General features: G+C 31.4%; 15 protein-coding genes and 4 pseudogenes. 12 read left to right on the top strand and 7 right to left on the bottom strand.

The window, feature by feature from the left end; all coding sequences use genetic code 11:
• Positions 1-2: 2 nt before the first annotated feature.
• The 7 genes and pseudogenes from PWK10_RS04730 to PWK10_RS04760 all read left to right on the top strand — a co-directional run bounded on the left by PWK10_RS04730 (position 3) and on the right by PWK10_RS04760 (position 6,803).
• Positions 3-530, top strand: a complete 528-nt coding sequence (locus tag PWK10_RS04730; protein ID WP_274767537.1) for a hypothetical protein — start codon at positions 3-5, stop codon at positions 528-530.
• Positions 531-666: 136 nt separating this feature from the next.
• On the top strand, positions 667-1,998 hold the full coding sequence (locus PWK10_RS04735) for a glycoside hydrolase family 30 protein (protein ID WP_274767538.1): 1,332 nt from the start codon (positions 667-669) through the stop codon (positions 1,996-1,998).
• Between the two features lie 17 nt (positions 1,999-2,015).
• Positions 2,016-3,361 (top strand): annotated as a pseudogene (locus PWK10_RS04740) (GH1 family beta-glucosidase).
• 172 nt (positions 3,362-3,533) lie between these two features.
• Positions 3,534-4,629, top strand: a pseudogene (locus PWK10_RS04745) (radical SAM protein).
• 176 nt (positions 4,630-4,805) lie between these two features.
• Positions 4,806-5,725: pseudogene (locus PWK10_RS04750) on the top strand (alpha/beta hydrolase).
• A gap of 123 nt (positions 5,726-5,848) precedes the next feature.
• Complete coding sequence (locus tag PWK10_RS04755; RefSeq protein WP_274767539.1) at positions 5,849-6,109, top strand: hypothetical protein; 261 nt, start codon at positions 5,849-5,851, stop codon at positions 6,107-6,109.
• A 226-nt stretch (positions 6,110-6,335) separates the two neighbouring features.
• Positions 6,336-6,803 (top strand): hypothetical protein, encoded by a 468-nt coding sequence (locus tag PWK10_RS04760; protein ID WP_274767540.1) that lies wholly within the window; start codon positions 6,336-6,338, stop codon positions 6,801-6,803.
• A 115-nt stretch (positions 6,804-6,918) separates the two neighbouring features.
• Here the strand turns inward: PWK10_RS04760 and PWK10_RS04765 are convergent, their stop codons facing one another.
• Both PWK10_RS04765 and PWK10_RS04770 read right to left on the bottom strand, forming a co-directional pair.
• The gene (locus PWK10_RS04765) at positions 6,919-7,701 is read right to left on the bottom strand and encodes a glycosyl hydrolase family 18 protein (protein WP_274767541.1); all 783 of its coding nucleotides are present in this window, start codon (positions 7,699-7,701) and stop codon (positions 6,919-6,921) included.
• A gap of 44 nt (positions 7,702-7,745) precedes the next feature.
• Positions 7,746-8,201 carry a LysM peptidoglycan-binding domain-containing protein gene (locus PWK10_RS04770; protein WP_274767542.1) on the bottom strand — a complete coding sequence of 152 codons (456 nt, stop codon included), beginning with the start codon at positions 8,199-8,201 and terminating at the stop codon, positions 7,746-7,748.
• Between the two features lie 175 nt (positions 8,202-8,376).
• Between PWK10_RS04770 and PWK10_RS04775 the strand changes: the two are divergent.
• Positions 8,377-9,085: pseudogene (locus PWK10_RS04775) on the top strand (B3/B4 domain-containing protein).
• A 103-nt stretch (positions 9,086-9,188) separates the two neighbouring features.
• Here PWK10_RS04775 and PWK10_RS04780 read toward each other — a convergent pair.
• The gene (locus PWK10_RS04780) at positions 9,189-9,524 is read right to left on the bottom strand and encodes a L,D-transpeptidase (protein ID WP_274767543.1); all 336 of its coding nucleotides are present in this window, start codon (positions 9,522-9,524) and stop codon (positions 9,189-9,191) included.
• A gap of 310 nt (positions 9,525-9,834) precedes the next feature.
• Between PWK10_RS04780 and PWK10_RS04785 the strand changes: the two genes are divergently transcribed.
• From PWK10_RS04785 to PWK10_RS04795, 3 genes are read left to right on the top strand one after another with little or no spacing between them, the layout of a single operon-like run.
• Complete coding sequence (locus PWK10_RS04785) at positions 9,835-10,740, top strand: ROK family transcriptional regulator (RefSeq protein ID WP_274767544.1); 906 nt, start codon at positions 9,835-9,837, stop codon at positions 10,738-10,740.
• Positions 10,740-11,024 carry an ROK family protein gene (locus tag PWK10_RS04790; protein WP_274768118.1) on the top strand — a complete coding sequence of 95 codons (285 nt, stop codon included), beginning with the start codon at positions 10,740-10,742 and terminating at the stop codon, positions 11,022-11,024. Before PWK10_RS04785 ends, PWK10_RS04790 begins: the two co-directional genes overlap by 1 nt.
• A complete protein-coding gene (locus tag PWK10_RS04795) occupies positions 11,021-11,992 on the top strand; it encodes an ROK family protein (RefSeq protein ID WP_274767545.1) in 972 nt (323 codons plus the stop codon). The genes PWK10_RS04790 and PWK10_RS04795 overlap by 4 nt, the downstream gene beginning before the upstream one ends.
• Before the next feature lie 49 nt (positions 11,993-12,041).
• Here PWK10_RS04795 and PWK10_RS04800 read toward each other — a convergent pair whose 3' ends face one another.
• Genes PWK10_RS04800 through PWK10_RS04810 form a run of 3 tightly spaced genes read right to left on the bottom strand, consistent with a single transcriptional unit; the run spans position 12,042 to position 12,845 of the window.
• Complete coding sequence (locus PWK10_RS04800) at positions 12,042-12,365, bottom strand: hypothetical protein (RefSeq protein WP_274767546.1); 324 nt, start codon at positions 12,363-12,365, stop codon at positions 12,042-12,044.
• 47 nt (positions 12,366-12,412) lie between these two features.
• Positions 12,413-12,697: a hypothetical protein gene (locus PWK10_RS04805; RefSeq protein ID WP_274767547.1), complete on the bottom strand. Its 285-nt coding sequence runs from the start codon at positions 12,695-12,697 to the stop codon at positions 12,413-12,415.
• Entirely contained in the window at positions 12,681-12,845 is a 165-nt protein-coding gene (locus PWK10_RS04810; protein ID WP_274767548.1) for a hypothetical protein, read from the bottom strand. The genes PWK10_RS04805 and PWK10_RS04810 overlap by 17 nt, the downstream gene beginning before the upstream one ends.
• Before the next feature lie 363 nt (positions 12,846-13,208).
• Here PWK10_RS04810 and PWK10_RS04815 point away from each other — a divergent pair, with 363 nt between their 5' ends.
• The gene (locus PWK10_RS04815) at positions 13,209-14,348 is read left to right on the top strand and encodes an ABC transporter substrate-binding protein (protein WP_274767549.1); all 1,140 of its coding nucleotides are present in this window, start codon (positions 13,209-13,211) and stop codon (positions 14,346-14,348) included.
• 8 nt (positions 14,349-14,356) lie between these two features.
• Here PWK10_RS04815 and PWK10_RS04820 read toward each other — a convergent pair whose 3' ends face one another.
• Positions 14,357-14,785, bottom strand: coding sequence for a Fur family transcriptional regulator (locus PWK10_RS04820; RefSeq protein WP_274767550.1), 429 nt, complete (start codon positions 14,783-14,785; stop codon positions 14,357-14,359).
• Between the last annotated feature and the right edge of the window lie 459 nt (positions 14,786-15,244).

Genomic DNA, 15,244 nt, shown 5'->3' on the forward strand with positions numbered 1-15,244 from the left:
AGATGTATAAAGTTAATGCCTCTTTAAATAAGGAAACTATAGAAATAGGCAGGGCAAGAGCATTTACTCCTGGATGGCTAGAAAATGAATCAATTTGGCTTCATATGGAATATAAATATATGCTTGAGCTATTAAAAAGTGGCCTTTATAAGGAATACTATGATGACTTCAAAAACGTATTGATACCCTTCATGGATGCAAGTGTATATGGCAGAAGCCCACTTGAAAATTCATCCTTTATCGCAAGTAGTGCTAATGTCGACGAGTCAATTCATGGAACGGGATTTGTTGCAAGATTAAGTGGTGCAACTGCAGAATTTTTGAGTATGTGGAGGTTAATGTTTGTAGGTAAAAAACCATTTAAAATTATAAACGGCAAACTCACTTTAAGCTTTAATCCTGTGTTACCAGAATGGTTATTCGATGAAGAGAATAAAGTTAGCTTTAACTTTTTAGGCAGATGCAGGGTAACATATTATAATCCATCTAGAAAAAATACTTATGAAATGGACATTACTAAGCAAAAATAATAATCTATTTACCTAGTGGAAATACAATTGAAATTTCAGATAATTTTATAGAGGAAGAATATGCAACATTGATTAGAGAAGGAAAAATAAACAGAATAGATATTTACTTAAAATAACACTCATAGGTGGGATTTAAATGAGAAGTAAACTTAAGGTTTATTTAACAGCAAAAGATACTGAAGATAGATTAGCATTGAAAGAAAATAAAGCTTTAAACTTCGGTGAAAAAATTGATAAAGCAATTGAAGTATTTGAGGATGAAACTTATCAGACAATCGAAGGATTTGGTGGTGCCTTTACTGAAGCGGCTGCATATAATTTTTATAAACTAGGAGAAGAAAACAAAAATAAGATTTTAAAGGCTTATTTTGATAAGCATGAAGGAAATGGATATAATCTCTGTAGAACCCACATAAATAGCTGCGATTTTTCATTGGGAAATTATGACTATGTAGAAGAATACGATGTTGAACTTAAAAGTTTTAATATTGCCAGAGAAAAAAGTATGTTATTCCATTTATTAAAAAGGCAATGGCTTTTTCTAATGATATTAAACTTTTGCTTCTCCATGGAGTCCCCTGCATGGATGAAAACAAATGGGGAAATGAATAATGGCGGTAAACTAAAGGAAGAATTTAAGGACGTATGGGCATTATATTATGCAAAATACATTAAAGCAATGAAGGAAGAAGGAATAGATATATGGGGCATTACAGTTCAAAATGAGCCAGAGGCTACACAGGTATGGGATTCGTGTAGATATACCGCAGAGGAAGAAAGGGATTTTGTAAAATATCATTTAGGACCTACGTTGTATAAAGAGGGTTTAAAACATATAAATATTATTGTTTGGGATCATAATAGAGATTTATTGTATGAAAGAGCAAAGGTTATTTTATCTGATAAAGAGGCTTCAAAATATGTTTGGGGTGTAGGATTTCACTGGTATTCAGGGGACCAATTTGAAAACCTTAAAAAGACCCATGAAGAGTTTCCGGACAAGAAGTTGCTCTTCACTGAGGGATGCCAAGAGGGTGGAGTAAAACTTGGTGATTGGAACGTAGGAGAAAGATATGGACACAATATAATCGGCGATTTAAACAATTATACTGTTGGTTGGGTTGATTGGAATTTACTCCTAGATACTCAAGGAGGGCCTAACCATGTTGGCAATTACTGTGATGCTCCAATAATTGTTGATGTAGAAAAAGATGAAATATATTTTCAAAGTTCTTATTATTATATAGGTCATTTTAGTAGATTTATAAAAAGAGGAGCTAAAAGAATAGGTTTTATAAATCCTTATGATTCCTTAGAAGTTACAACATTTAAAAATCCAGATGGAACAATTGTAACAGTTGTAATGAATAAATCAGATGAAGATATTGATTTTAGATTTAAGGTAGGGAAGGGAATAACTGAACTGAAAAGTCTAAGGCACTCTATAATGACACTATTAGTAAATTAAAAAAGGTGGTATTGGATATGCAAAAATACAATTTTCCTAAAGACTTTATATGGGGAGTTGCAACTTCAGCTTATCAGATCGAAGGTGCTTATAACGCAGATGGTAAGGGAGAAAATATATGGGATAGATTTACTTCTATCCCTGGTAAAATATTTAAAAATCAAAATGGTAACGTAGCATGTGATCATTATAATCTTTATGAAAGGGACATTGAGATATTGGAAGAACTTGGTATAAAAATTACAGGCTATCCATATCATGGGCAAGAATATTTCCTAAAGGATATGGAGAAGTAAATCAAAAAGGGTTTGATTTTTATAAAAAGTTAATTAACAAATTAATAGAAAAAGGTATTCAGCCAGCGGTAACTTTATATCACTGGGATTTACCTCAACATCTTCAAGATATAGGTGGATGGGCAAACAAAAAGGTAGTAGACTATTTTGTTGAATATGCAGAATTTATGTTTAGAGAATTTGGCGATATTGTTCCAATATGGATTACCCATAATGAACCATGGGTTGTATCAATATTAGGCCATGCTTGGGGCGTTCACGCTCCTGGAATTAAGGATTATAAAACTGCATTGCAGGTTGCCCATAATATACTTTTATCCCATGGGAAAGCAGTAAGGCTATATAGAAATATGAGTCTAAAGGGAAGAATTGGTATAACATTAAATCTATCAAGCACATATCCAGAAACCGATGACCAAAAAGATATACTAGCAGCAAAAATATATGATGGATTTATGAATAGATGGTTCTTAGATGCTGTATTAAAGGGAAGTTACCCTGAAGATATGCTAAAATTATACAGTGAACAAAGGATTCTTCCAGAGTTTTTAGAAGATGACATGAAGATTATAAGTGAAAAAATAGACTTTTTAGGAATAAATTATTATACAAGAAGTGTTTTAAGATATGATGAGAATGCTTATCCTCTTAAAGTGACAATGGTGGATCTTGATAACCCCAAAACTGACATGGGTTGGGAAATTTATCCTGAGGGTTTATTTGACTTGCTTATTAATATCCACAAGAATTATGGAGGTGTTGATATTTTAATCACAGAAAATGGAGCAGCCTTTAACGATATAGTAAATTATAAAGGGAAAGTTGTAGATGATTATAGGATCGATTATTTGTATAGACACTTAACACAAGCCCATAGAGCAATATTAGATGGAGTTAATTTAAAGGGCTACTATTTATGGTCGTTTTTAGATAACTTTGAATGGGCTGAAGGATACTCAAAAAGATTTGGTATTGTATTTATAGATTATAAAACTCAAAAGAGGATAATCAAAGATAGTGCTTATTGGTATAGTAATGTTGTTAAAAATAATGGTATATTAGATTAAGATGGGGTCCCCCCATCTTTTTATTTGCCTCTTATTTTAGATATAAATGAAGAGGACAAGGATAAAATAATATGTTAAAATAATATATTGGTTGCTAGAAGGAAGGATTAATTAAGATTTCGATAATTTATAGAGGAGGACCGCTCATGAAAATTTCAAAAAAGATGCGCTAATGTGGTTTGAATTTTTTCACAACTTCCTGAAGATGAAGAGCTCAGTCCTAAACAGGAGGAGATCGTTTACGCTACTTTAGCGCAAATTGAAGCAGCAGTTGAATATAGAAATGCCCTTTTAATGTCGGAAATCAAAAATTTAAAAACATTAGATAATAGAACCTACTTTGTAGGAAATGAAAATAAGTTTCCTAAAGGGTGTCGTTCTTGTTTACTTGGCACTGGTTTAGGTGCAATTAGAAAAACAAATAAATGCAACTTAAATTGTAAATTCTGTTATAATTATGGACAAATAGAATATATGCCTCCAATCGGAGAAGGATTGTGGGAAATTGGAGGAACTAAATTTTATGAAAGAGATATTGATTTACTTTTGTCAATCCAAAGTAAACCTACTGGTGTTGCTTATGTTTATTTAGAACCATTCATAGAAATTGAAAAATATTATCCGATTATAAAAAATTTAGAAAGGCTAATATTCATCAACATCTTTACACAAATGGAACATTAGCGACAGAAGAGACTTTAAGAGCATTAGGTGAAGCTGGTCTTAACGAGATACGTTTTAATTTAGGTGCTTCTAATTGTTCAGATAAAGTCATTGAAAATATTGGAATAGCTAAAGAGTATATTGAAAGCGTGGGAATCGAAACACCAATGACCCCGGAATTTTATGAAACCTTTTTAAAGAAAAAGAAGGCGATATTAGATACAAAACTTGATTTTATCAACTGTGCAGAACTGCATTTAAACGAAAATAATATATACAATTATTATGGTGAAAACATGTATATTTATAGGGGTGGATATATTTCGCCAATTTGGAGCAGGGAATTGACTTTGAAACTTATGAAAATAGCTGATGAGGAAAACTGGGATTTAGTAGTTCATGACTGTTCAAACTATACGAAATTTGCTAGGGGGTTAAATTTAGGGAGCAAAGAAGGTAAATGGTTTGGAGCTAGCAATTACGCTTGTGAATTTTCAAGGATTCCATATGAAGTATTTTTACCGATCTTAAAAGATGATAATTTTAAATTTTTAATTGAAGAAGAATTACCTCATGGTTATAAAATTGGCGAGCTGTTTATTTAAAATCTTTTAATAGCAGGGCGGGCAGTATATTCAACTGTCTGCCCTTTCTGATTATATGGATTTAAGGATATAATATAAAACGCATAAAGAAAAGTTAAAATTTTTGAGCACAATATTATACAACGGAAAATATAAACAATTATGGTATAATATAAATATATAAAGGGGGCGGTAATATGAGAACTAAGACTTTTACCTTTTGTGATGAAGAAAATATAGAAATTTTTACCTACAAATGGATGCCAGATGAAGGAAAAAAATTAAAGGCATTATTCAGATAGCACATGGAATGGCTGAAACTGCCGCACGATATGAGAGATTTGCGGAATTTTTACAAATGAAGGATTTATAGTTTATGCAAATGATCATAGGGGACACGGCAAGACTGCAAAGTGCCTTGAGAATGTAGGCTATATAGGACAAAATGGATTTTATTGGATGATTGAAGATATGAAACAGCTGAACGATATTATTAAAAAGAAAATCCAAATCTTCCTGTTTACCTTTTAGGACATAGTATGGGTTCATTACTCGCACAAGGATATATCACAAAGTATGGTGACAGCTTAGGAGGAGTAATATTGTCTGGAACGGCAGGAAAGCAAGGTCTATTATTAGACATTGGAAGATTTATTGCTTATATTGAAATGAAAATAAAAGGTGAAAAATGGCAGAGCAAATTGCTTAATAAATTATCCTTTGGAAACTATAATAAATCCTTTAAACCAACAAAAACTGAGTTTGATTGGTTGAGCAGGGATGAAAAAGAAGTAGAGAAATATATAAACGATCCCTTCTGTGGGACAATTTTTACATCTAGTTTTTACTATGATTTTTTAAGGGGATTTAGAAGTATACATCAAAAAAGAATATGGCTAAAATTCCAAAAGATTTACCAATTTATATTTTTTCTGGTGATCAAGATCCAGTTGGTAATAAATGCAAGACTATTAAATGGCTAATTGAAACATATAAAAGATTAGGAATAAAGGATGTTCAATATAAATTTTATAAGGATGGAAGACATGAGATGTTAAATGAAATTAATCGTGATGAAGTAATGAAGGATTTATTGCTGTGGATTAAGTCTCATTGACTAAAAATAGTATTATTTTGGAGGTATTTATATGCTAAAAAGATTTTTTACAGTTGGCGCTATTTTGATATGTTTTTTTATACCAGTTTAAAAGCTTTTTCTGCTGATATATTATGGAGACTTATGCATAATGATCAATATGCATTGGTGATTGCTCAAGTATCTGAGCAAAGTGATAATAAAATTGTATTTGAAGTTAAACAGATAATAAGTGGCAAGACTGTTCCTAAGCAAATAACAATAAATGGCAATATTAAATATACTTTTCTTTATATACGACCAAATTTGTATGATTATTGTGTAATATCATTAGATAAAAATCAAATAAATACACTGTTAAGAATGGAATTTTTAAAGCAGATACAGATGATTATAAAAAATTAAAATTCATAAAAGATGGATTGGATAGTGGAATAAAAGGTGACTTGACGGCATTTGAATACTATATTAACAGTAAGGGAAAATATAATAATTTTATTTTTGACAGAGGCACAGTTTATTTATGCCTTAACGATCAAAAAAGATTCAAATATATCCTGAACAAATAGATAAAATTTCTACTAGTTCTAATGAAATTAAAATAAAGGAATTAGAAGAGAAAATATCATCATTGGAGATTGAATTGAATTTTCTAAAGGGAAAAGTAGATGAACAAGAAAAGTATATAAAAATGTTAATGCAAAAATCATATTCAAGCAAGAAATTACTAGAAATTGCAAAAAATGAATGGAAATACAGATTAACTATAAATGGCAAAGATGTTCCTAAAAATGAAGTAGTTGAAGTTAATACATCTAATTTAGAAATAGTTTTAAGTGAAACTCAAAGTGCTTATCCGATGTTACCTATTGAAATATACAATAAAGGGGCACTGAAAAATTACCAGGAACATATTAAAATAATGGCTCCAAAGTCTATAAAATATGATATTAATGCTGCTTCAGGAACGATTGTTGACTCTATTCAATATCAATTTAAGAATTTAAAGAAAGGGACTAAAGTACAGATAAAAATAACAGATGAGCTAAAACAGAGGTTAAATTTAAAAAGTAACATGATTGTTATCAATGTCAATTAAAATAAACATCTGTTACTAGAATGAAAAAATTATTATAAAGATGCTTCTGAGTTTTCAACAGATTCAAAAAGCTACCAAGATTATCTCTTGGCAGCTTTTTTAGTTTAATTTTTAATTATCTTTTCACTACTTCAAAGTTATCCTCTATTAGCAGCCAATTTTGTGGGAAAGAAATTCCTAACTTCCAGTAACTTACACCTCTAAGACCAAGTTCCTTTACTAGATTAAATTTAGCTTGAATGGAACGAGCATCTTCAAACCATACTGTGTGGCGTTTTCCGTCTGCATCTATATAATTAAAATGAGGAGCCTGAGCTTTTGTATCATAGCTTATAGACACATTATTTTCTGCTGCTAATAAAATTGCCTCCTGTGGGCTAATTGCCCTTGCAACGCTTCCAGGGACGAATGGAAGAGTCCAATCATATCCATATAAGTTTTGTCCCATCATAATTTTAGATGCAGGCATTTCCGTCAAAGCATATTCAATAACCTTCCTAACTTCAGGTAATGGAGATACTGGCATTGCAGGACCGCCGCTGTAGCCCCATTCATAGGTCATTATGACAACAAAGTCGGCAATTTCACCATGGGCTCTATAATCATGGGCTTCATACCATTCACCTGTTTGTGTGGCACTTGTTTTTGGTGCTAAAGCTGTAGACATTAATAGACCTTGAGCACTTAACCTTGCTTTAGCCTTACGCAGGAAGGCGTTATAGTTTTCTCTTAATTCACGAGGTAAATGTTCTAAATCAAAATGTATATCTTTAAAGTTTAGTCGCTTAGCTGTGGAAATGATATTGTCAAGTAGAGTATCTTGCAATTTCTGATTTGTAAGAATAAGTCTTCCAAGTTCCGTGCTGAATTGTCCTTCCTCAAGATTAGTTACAGCCATCAATAAAACTGCACCGCTGTTATTTGCAATATTTCTAAAATTGTTTAAGGGGGTTCTTTTAATGTTCCGTCCCTTTGAATCTGAAAACTAAAGGGTGAGAGATAGGTCAAATGTGGTGCTACGCTTCGAACAGATTGCTCTAATGCAGGCGTTACTCTGCCGCCTATTGGTTCTACGTATGCATTTATTTCTGCTCTTCTTCTTGGAAGTGGGGGAATATAAAGTCTAAAACCAATCGGGAGTGGTTTATTAGGTGAAATACCATTAATCCTAGCAAGTGCAAGATAGCTTATTCCAAATCTTCTTGCAATGTTATATAAGCTATCTCCAGGTTGAACCCAATAGAACCTTCCTACTATAGGTATTACAAGTGCCTGCCCCACTACAAGCTGATTTGGATTAGGAAGTTCATTTGCTCCTGCAATTGCGCCAATTGTTGAATTATATAACCGTGCAATACTGTATAAAGATTCCCCTACCCTTACAACATGAATTTGCATAGTATCTCCTTATTTTTATAAATTCATCCAATATTATTTTATGAATAATAAGAAGAGTTGTTCATTTTAATTAGGAAGAAACAAAAGTGATTTTACATTGACAAAGCTGTTAATGAGATACAAAATAATTAAATAGAGATAATAGAGCAAAATTAATCATAAGGAGGGAAAACCTATGAAACTATTTATTGTTGAAGAGGACCTATGGAATTTGTTCCCAAATGCAAAAATTGGAGTTGTTGTAGTTAATGGAATTAATAATACTATAAAAGATACTGAAAAATATAAAAAATGATTTTAGAAGCCGAAAAGGAGGCAATAAAGTATTTAAGAAATCCAGAATTTAGCGAAAATGAAGTTGTTAAATTATGGAGGGAAACCTTCAAAAAATTTAAAACTAAGAAAGGTGCAAGGTCTTCAATTGAAGCATTATTAAAAAGAGTAAAAAATGGAAATCATATAGGAACAATAAATCCACTTGTAGATATATACAATTCAATATCTTTAAGATATGGAATGCCATGCGGCGGAGAAGATATTGATAAAATTGTTGGAGATATTAGACTTACGAAGGCGATGGGGAACGAACATTTTATCCCTTTAGGAAGCGATGAAAATGAACCTCCTTATGAAGGCGAAATAGTCTATAAAGATGATGCAGGAGCAATTTGCAGATGCTGGAATTGGCGAGAATCAGTAAGAACAGTATTAGATGAAAACACAAAAATGCATTTCTATGCATTGAACTTATTGATGAAAAAAGATATAAGGATTTTGATGCAGCCCTTAATGATTTAGCTGAGGCTGTAAAAGATAATTTAGGAGGAACATATAAAATATCGATTTTGGATATTAACAACAGAAGTATAACAATTTTACCTTAACTTATTTTTGTTAATTATGATTGCCACGAACGGGAGGATGAATAAAATAGCAAGAAATATAAATTATGATATTAAAACCTCAAAATACCACATTATATTGGACTTAAACAATTGTAACAGGCGTTCCAATCGGAACAAGGCTGCTAAGTTCAATTACATGGCTATTAAACATTCTAATGCATCCATTAGAAACGTTTTTACCTATTGAAGAAGGATTGTTTGTGCCGTGGATTCCAATTCCCTTTATATTTAATCCTAGCCACCTTGCCCCAAAGGGGCCACCAGGATTAATCGCTTTATTGATTATTTTAAAATTTCCTTTTGGAGTAGGGGTTGAGGGCTTACCAAGGGCTACAGGGTATTGTCTAATTATGATTCCGTTTTTGTATAATATTAATCTGTTTGTTTTGGTATTAATGATAATCTTGTAATTTGCCATGTTTTTCTATCCTTATAAAATCTTTATTACTATAAATATTTTTTTATTTAGTTTTGATGATAATTTTTTTGCAAAAATGTCGATAAAAATTTTTAAAAAGATTGAATAAAAAATTTAGAACTGGAAAAATTAATTAATGAAAGCTCAAGAAAATAACTTGAGCAGGAAACAGCAGTTTCCACTAACAGAACCCCCATCCCCTTAGGGCCTTAAGGCCCTTCTTTTTTATGGTTTTATAACTTAATTTAATTAAAAAATAAAGATTGATTAATAATGATATTTTGGTATAATTTTATATGGGGGTGATAGTTTGAAAAAGAATATGATTCCAGGAAGTTTTCAATTGATGAAAAAGATTAACACGGGGCTGGTTTTAGATACCATTCGCTTATATGCTCCAATATCTAGAGTGGAAATTTCAAAGATGCTAAATCTTACCCCTGCAACGGTAACGAATATTACAGCAGAACTCTTAAAAAGAAATATAATAATTGAAAGCGATTTTGGAAAATCCACGGGCGGAAGAAAGCCAGTTTTATTAAAAATCAACCCGGATTCTTATTATGTTATAGCAGCTCATATTGGCTCTACAAAACTTAGAGTATCAGTCATGAATATGGAATCGGAAATAATTTGCTCTTTAACTGAAAAGCTTTATCCCAATATGGAATTTGAAAAGGTTAAAGATATAATGATAGATTTTATAAATCAGTTAATAAAAGAATATTTGCCAGAAAAAAATAAAATACTTGGTATAGGTGTTGCTGCCCATGGATTAGTTGATTTTAATAATGGGACAATAACATTTGCACCTAATTTTGGATGGAAAAACATTAATTTAAGAGAAATTTTAGAAAGGGAATTTGATGTTCCTGCCTTTGTTGACAGAGATGTAAGGGCTATGGCAATGGCTGAGAGCTGGTATGGTGAAGGAAGAGAAGTAGAAGATTTTATCTGTATAAAGGTAGGATATGGAATTGGTGCAGCTTTCATAAAAGACAAGCAGCAGTTAAGGGGAGCTTCTGATGGGTTAGGGGAATTTGGACATATGAAAGTGGAAATAAATGGAATTAAATGTATCTGTGGCAATTATGGATGCTTAGAAAATTATGCTTCGGAGAGGGCAATAGTAAGATATGCAATGGAAAATGGATACAGTGATGAATTAGATATTGAAAAAATACATGAGGAAGTTATTAAAGGCAATCAAAAATAATTGATGCTGTTAAAAAAGCGGGATTTTATCTAGGCTTAGGCATTTCAAATTTGATCAACATATTTAACCCAAGCTTAATTGTCATAGGAGGGGACTTAATAGATATTAATGACCTATTCTTTGATGAATTACTCCTTTCGGCAAAGAATTATTCTTTACAGGAGTTATTTCAAAATGTTAATATCAAGAGGACTCAAACAGGCAAGGACGCTATAACTAAGGGAGCTGCACTTTTAGTCCTTGACAACTTATTCGATAGTATTCAGAAGGAGGTTATATCATGAAAAATTATGTAATTGGAATTGATGTTGGAGGAACGAACATTGTAACGGCTCTTTCAGATTTGAAGGGTAATGTAATAATAAAGACTAAAATTCCAACTGAAGCTTATAAAGGTTATAAAGATACAATTAGAAGAATAAAAGAACAAATAGAATATGTTATAAACGAAGCTGGCTTATCAGTGGATAATATAGCTGGTATAGGGATAGGCGTCCCAGGACTTATTGATGTTGAAAAAGGTATATGTTATTTCTCTGGTAATTTAGGCAACGAATGGCAGGATGTTAACATAAGGGAGGACCTTAATAAGTTTTTTAATGTTCCAATCTTCTTAGATAATGATGTAAATGTTGCAGCTCTTGGAGAAAAGTATTTTGGAGCTGCTAAAGATTGTAAGGATTTTATTTACATAACAATAGGAACAGGAATAGGATCTGCTATAATTTCTGATGGTAGAATGATAAGGGGTCACAGATTTTGTGCAGGTGAATTTGGACATTTAACAGTTGATAAAAACGGTCCAAAGTGTTCCTGTGGCAATGTAGGTTGCATAGAAGCAATAGCATCAGCTCCTGCAATAGCGAGAAGAATAAAGGAAAAAATAAACTCGGGAAGAAAGTCTTTAATGGTGGAAATTGCAGGAGGCGTTGATAATATCACTGCTAAAACTTTATCGGAAGCTTATGATAAGGGGGACGAACTTGCAATAGAAATTATGAAGGAAACTGGAGAATGGCTTGGTATTGCTATCGCTGGATATATAAATATTATAAATCCAGAATTATTTATAATAGGTGGTGGAGTTTCAAGGGCCCAGGAGAGATTGTTAAAATATATAAGAGAAGAAGTCAATAAAAGGGCGATGAAAATCCAAAAAGAAAGCTGTAAGATTATTACAGCTCACCTTTTAGATGAAGCAGGTATGATGGGAGCAATTGCGGCAATACTTGAATATTTGAATTTAATATAGAAAAATAAAGGGACTGTCCTAGAACAAATATAAGGACAGTCCCTTCTGATTATTTTATTTTTTCAATAGAAGTGATGCTATATTGAGGATTCCTGCTATCATATTTTGAAAGTCTTAATGTAACCTTATATATGGTATTTTCGTAGCCAATAGGAGTATCTTCTGAGGTTCTTAAAATATATGTGCACTCAGTTGGAACATCGTATTTATCGTATTTAACTTCATAAATATTTCCATCTAAGAATTTTCCTTTTGAAACTACTTCTAAATGTTTTTTATTAATATTTAAATTTGCTGCTTCAACTTCTTGGGATTCAAGATAGCCAATTAAATTTTCTAAAGAGCTTTTTCCAAGGTTCATAGAGGTAGGCATAACATAAGGAACTGGTCCCTTTGAATTAAAGGTTAAATAATTATATGTTATACCTTTTTTGATTTATTGCCAATAACAATTACAGGCTCAAAGTCCTTAGTTTTTACAACTCCAAAAATAGAGTATCGGCCTGAAATTAATTTAATAACTTTGTCGTCATAAACCTTAAAAACGTGTAATATTGGACCTTTGTTGTCGGATGATTGAAGGATTAGTTCCTGCTTACCATCTTTATCGATATCATTAAAGCTTATGTTCATTGGCCAGTTTTTATTGAAATATCCTAAAGTTTTAATGGTGGGATCTGGTTCTAGGTTAGAAGTTTTTTTCATCCCATTTAATTGATAAGTGATATTCACCAGTTTTTTCGTTTGTTTCAACAAGGATACAATCTGTTTTGCCGTCGCTGTTTAAATCTGTATAGTAGGTATTTGGTTGGTTGAAAGTGCTAATAGTTTGTTTTGTTTTCATAAGTATCATTATAATTGCAGCTATGATGATTGCGGCGATTATTATGGCTCCCAGATAAGCTGTTGCTTTTTAACTACATATATTTTTAATTTCATTAAACTCACCTCCACTAAATTATATGAATGATAATTATAAAATATTTGTGGAAAAATATAATTAAGGGAACAAATATTGATTTATAATACTATTTTTTATATAATCATTTTGTAATTGAGCTTTCCACATATTGGAGAGATAAATTTAAGAAAGTGGTGATAAGATGAAAAGGCTAATTAGTATTTTGCTTATTTTTACTTTGATTTTGGGAGTTACTTCCTGCAATAAAAAGGAAAAGAAGGAGAAGAGAATAAAAAGACTTTAAAAGTTGCCATAATGTATCCTGAGGAGAATATTGGAGGAATATATAAAGAAATTGTTAAGGAATATGAAAAACAAAATCCTGATTTAAAAATAGAATTAACCCTTGACCTTTCTGATGAATCTAAGATTAAAGAAAGCCTTACAAAGGAAGAGGGTTATGATATAGTTGGGATAAAAAGAAGTCAGCTTATAGAATACGCTAAAACTGGGCTTATTACGGACCTGACAGATTTTATAGATAAAAATGATTTAAGAAATAAGCTATATCCTATCAATCTATCCTATGGAACATTTAATGGTAAAAACTATGGTATAGGTGATTTACCTATAACATACGAATGGTTTTATAATAAAAGCATATTTAACAAATATGGAATTAAAGAACCTGCTAACTTAAAGGAATTAATTGATATATCTAAGAAGCTAAATTCAAAAGGCATTATTCCAATTAGCATTGGTGCAATGGATAGATGGACTTTAGCCCTTTTATTTGGCAATATAACATGTCAAACAACAGGAATACAAAGTTTTACTGATAATTTAGGATCAGACAAAAAAGCCTTTGAGAACATTCAGGGAATAAATATTGCCTTTAATACTTTTGATAAATTAGTTAAAAATTCTATTAAGAAGAATAGTGTTGACATTAATTATATGCAATCAGTTGATGATTTTTTGAAGGGAAAAGCAGCAATATTGCCAACAATTTCAATAACTAAAGAGCTGATAGAAACTAAAAAGCCTTCTGGTTTTGAATATGGAATTTTTGAAACACCAATTCAGTTTGTCGATAATCCTATGGCTAAGGTAAGCGCAAGTGGTGGGCAGATTTTAACTATTTCTTCAAAAAGCTCAAACAAGGATGAAGCAGAAAAATTTTTGAAATTTTTATTTGAACAGGAAACTCAAAAACTCTTTGTAGAAAAAGGTTTTATATCTGCTTTAAAAACAGCTAATCAGCTTGATACAGTAAATAAAAGAATCATCATATCTCATATTGAGATGACAAATGATAATTCAGGATTTCTTATAGATAATCTAGATTTAAAGATGGCAGATGCTATAGGGATTGTATTATCGGATATGATCGAAGGAAGGGTAAAACTGAGTGAAGCATGGGATAGAGTATTAAAAATATCCTTCCAACAATGAAGGGGATCTTAACGATCCCCTTTTTCTTGTTCTTGACATTCAGCACATAGCCCATAAAAATAAACCTTACTACTGCTTATTTTGTAATTTGTATATTTTTGTGCTATTTGATTTATATGGTCAAGTTCAAGTTCATTGATGTCATCAACTCTTCCGCATCCTAGACAAACAATATGAGGGTGGGATTCAGCTTTAGCGTCAAATCTAAAGTTATCTTCTCCAACATTCAGCTGCTGAACTAATCCTAACTCTATTAAAGTATTTAAAGTTTTATAAACCGTTGCTAAGCTCATGGTAGGATAGTGCGGTCTTAAAGCTTCGTAGATCATTTCAGCTGAAGGGTGACTTTTAGTCCCAAGCAGATAATTATATATAGCATATCTTTGTGGTGTGAGCTTTAGATTGTTTTCTTTAAATAGATTGCTTAATTTATTCATAAACACCATCCTTTTATTTATTCTAAGATAAATATAACAGAAAATAATTATTTGTCAATAATTTTTTTAGGTTTAAATAATACAAATACGGTATATATCAATAAAATAATAGAAATAGGTATTGAGTAAGCATTAAAAAATTTTTTTATATTACGGATCAACCTAAAATTTGCTGTAATATAACCTAAATTATAGCATTCATCCTTTATTAGCGATAATAAGAATTTCCCAGATCTTGATATTATTTGAGGGCTTAAAGTGGTATTTTCGCATGAAATAATGGTGTAGGGAAATTCTGAGTCCTGCTTAATGTTTCTACTTGTTATATAAAATGAATGCTCTTTTAAAATATCAATGACGTTATTAGTAAATCCATTTTGTTTTTGAGTTTGGGTTATCGAAAAGGAGTCAGATAATCCTATGCTGTCTATAATTAGTATGTCTCCACTAGGTAAATTT

Origin of the sequence: Caloramator sp. Dgby_cultured_2, assembly GCF_028872215.1 — a bacterium.
Classification (GTDB): Bacteria; Bacillota; Clostridia; order Clostridiales; family Caloramatoraceae; genus Caloramator; species Caloramator australicus.

Excerpts from the sequence above, each read along its gene's own strand:
- PWK10_RS04755 (WP_274767539.1), top strand. The coding sequence starts at position 5,849 with ATGCATAATGATCAATATGCATTGGTGATTGCTCAAGTATCTGAGCAA.
- PWK10_RS04730 (WP_274767537.1), top strand. The coding sequence starts at position 3 with ATGTATAAAGTTAATGCCTCTTTAAATAAGGAAACTATAGAAATAGGC.
- PWK10_RS04780 (WP_274767543.1), bottom strand. The coding sequence starts at position 9,524 with ATGGCAAATTACAAGATTATCATTAATACCAAAACAAACAGATTAATA.
- PWK10_RS04765 (WP_274767541.1), bottom strand. The coding sequence starts at position 7,701 with ATGGCTGTAACTAATCTTGAGGAAGGACAATTCAGCACGGAACTTGGA.
- PWK10_RS04770 (WP_274767542.1), bottom strand. The coding sequence starts at position 8,201 with ATGCAAATTCATGTTGTAAGGGTAGGGGAATCTTTATACAGTATTGCA.
- PWK10_RS04735 (WP_274767538.1), top strand. The coding sequence starts at position 667 with ATGAGAAGTAAACTTAAGGTTTATTTAACAGCAAAAGATACTGAAGAT.
- PWK10_RS04805 (WP_274767547.1), bottom strand. The coding sequence starts at position 12,697 with ATGAAAAAAACTTCTAACCTAGAACCAGATCCCACCATTAAAACTTTA.
- PWK10_RS04820 (WP_274767550.1), bottom strand. The coding sequence starts at position 14,785 with ATGAATAAATTAAGCAATCTATTTAAAGAAAACAATCTAAAGCTCACA.
- PWK10_RS04810 (WP_274767548.1), bottom strand. The coding sequence starts at position 12,845 with ATGATACTTATGAAAACAAAACAAACTATTAGCACTTTCAACCAACCA.
- PWK10_RS04795 (WP_274767545.1), top strand. The coding sequence starts at position 11,021 with ATGAAAAATTATGTAATTGGAATTGATGTTGGAGGAACGAACATTGTA.
- PWK10_RS04800 (WP_274767546.1), bottom strand. The coding sequence starts at position 12,365 with ATGCCTACCTCTATGAACCTTGGAAAAAGCTCTTTAGAAAATTTAATT.
- PWK10_RS04815 (WP_274767549.1), top strand. The coding sequence starts at position 13,209 with ATGTATCCTGAGGAGAATATTGGAGGAATATATAAAGAAATTGTTAAG.